At 38.6% G+C, this 2,443-nt stretch carries 2 protein-coding genes; one reads left to right on the top strand and one right to left on the bottom strand.

Translation table 11 applies throughout. The annotated features are described in order from the left end of the window. Positions 1–357: 357 nt before the first annotated feature. A complete protein-coding gene (locus tag ACEW8O_RS26510; RefSeq protein ID WP_373497646.1) occupies positions 358–1,293 on the top strand; it encodes a mechanosensitive ion channel family protein in 936 nt (311 codons plus the stop codon). 167 nt (positions 1,294–1,460) lie between these two features. On the opposite strand, the gene ACEW8O_RS26515 is transcribed toward ACEW8O_RS26510, so the two are convergent. Continuing rightward, positions 1,461–2,443, bottom strand: a 983-nt coding sequence (locus ACEW8O_RS26515; protein WP_373497647.1) for a protein-disulfide reductase DsbD family protein, incomplete at its 5' end; no start/stop codon positions are given.

Raw genomic sequence — 2,443 nt, forward strand, 5'->3', positions numbered from 1 at the left:
ATGATGACATGTATCATGGGCTTCCGGTTTCTGGCCGATTATCTAAACGGCAATATATATTATACCATCCACTACGAAGAGCAAAATTTCCACCGCGCCAAGAATCATATGTACCTACTGAAGGCATTGCGGAAAAGCTGAACATAAAGCCAAACCAGGTCAATAGGCGCTATTTGGAATATTTTTTTCATTCTTCATATTCAATTATTATATTCATCAGTGAAAGTTGAGACTTTTGCTGTTTTTTTGGAGGTAGCATAAGTTTTGGTGAAAATGCTTTGGAATACTGATTGGTCCGGTACCATTGTATTTCTGACCCAAAATTTCCTTCCCCACCAAGACTTAAAAAAAATCAAGATGAAACATTACAAACTTGTTCTGAGCGCCATAGTTACGATCATATTTATCCTTGTGAAGCCTACGATTACTTACTTTTTCGATATATCAAATAGATCATTGTCAATACTATACAAATACAGTTCTATTCTTGTAATAATTAGTTTTACATGGTTCTTAATTCAATTAATTAAGACCTTAAAAGCTACCTACTTAAAGAGATATGATATAGAAGAAGAAGATAATCTGGCTTCACGAAAAGTATATACTCAGATTAACATTTTGACAAGAGTGGTCATTTTTGTGATTGTTTTATTTGGGGTCGGGATGGTTCTACTTTCTTTTGAGAGTATCAGAAAAGTAGGTATAGGTCTGTTTGCCTCGGCTGGAGTGGCTGGAATAATAATTGGATTTTCTGCCCAAAAAGCAGTCGGAACTTTGTTGGCCGGGATACAGATTGCAATTACCCAACCATTTAGAATTGATGATGCAGTGTTGGTTGAAAATGAATGGGGTTGGATAGAGGAAATCACTTTAACCTTTGTTGTGGTCAGGATTTGGGATAAAAGGAGGTTGGTTTTGCCCACTACCTACTTTTTGGAAAAGCCATTCCAAAACTGGACACGAACATCCGCTGATATCATTGGGTCTATTTTCTTATACACGGATTATACAATTTCCATACAGGCCTTAAGGGATGAACTCACCCGGTTATTGAATGACACTCCACTTTGGGACAAAAAAGTAAATGTGCTTCAGGTTACTGATTCCAAAGAGACCACCATGGAATTAAGAATTCTGGTTAGCGCTAAGAACTCGCCTACAACTTGGGACCTTAGGGTTCATATTAGAGAAAAAATGATTGAATTTATTCAGAAAAATTACCCGGAAAGTCTTCCAAAAACAAGAGTGGTTTTTGAAAATGGGAAAAGCAATCCAACTAAACTTGAGGGATAAATTTGATTTAACACTTCTTTGTCAAATTAAGTATTGAATGAAGAACCCTGCCAGGTTTATATGCTGCAAATGCAAAGGATTAACAGTTTAAAGGTTAAAAAACCTGGCATGTTTTAGCCAATTCCCAAACATGACTAAGTAGGCTTGATCTGAAATCCGATTTAATTTTACCTTCTTCCAAACTCACTTTTTGCCTCTTCCAGAAAATTCACAAAATTCTGTATATTGCTGTCATAGGACTTCGGTTTGATCAGCAATTCCTCATTATGATCCAAAATCACATAATATGGCTGAGCATTGTTGTTGAATCTGGTGATCTGGAAGTCCGCATTTTGTTTCCCAATGGTTTTCTTCTCCTTGCCATCATATTCTGACACAAACCATTCCGACTCGGGCAACTCATATCGCTCATCAATATAGAGGGCAACCATCACAAAGTCATTTTTCAGTCTTTCCAAAACAAGTGGATCGGACCATACACGAGCTTCCATCTCCCGGCAGTTGACACAACCATGTCCTGTGAAATCAATAAAAAGCGGTTTTCCTGATCTTTTAGCTGCTGCCAATGCCTGATCGTAATCGAAGTATCCCTGAATACCATGTGGGAAATGAAGGAAATCCGCATATTTTGGAATATCATCCAATTTATTTTCATTGGACGCCGTTCCAAGATTTTCCATCACATTAAAGTCATGGGTTGCCATAGGTGGTAAATAACCACTCAAGGCCTTCAATGGCGCTCCCCAAAGTCCGGGAATCAGATATACCACAAATACAAAAGTGGAGATGGCCAACATCAACCTGGGGACACTGATATAATCCAAAGGCGTGTCATGTTTGGTTCGGATCTTACCCAACAAGTAGAGCCCCAACAAGAAGAATATCACTATCCATATCGCGATGTAAATATCCCTGTCCAACAATCCCCAATGGTAAACCTGATCTGCAACAGAGAGGAATTTGAAAGCCAAAGCCAGTTCGAGAAAACCCAAAACCACTTTTACCGAATTCAGCCAACCACCTGATTTAGGAAGGGAATTCAGCCACTCAGGGAATATGGCAAACAAAGTAAATGGTATCGCAAATGCCAATGAAAAGGCAAACATCCCTGCAATTGGAGTGATAAAGTCTCCTCCGGCTGCTTTGATCA

The sequence above is a fragment of the Aquiflexum sp. genome, from assembly GCF_041749095.1.
Lineage (GTDB): Bacteria > Bacteroidota > Bacteroidia > Cytophagales > Cyclobacteriaceae > Aquiflexum.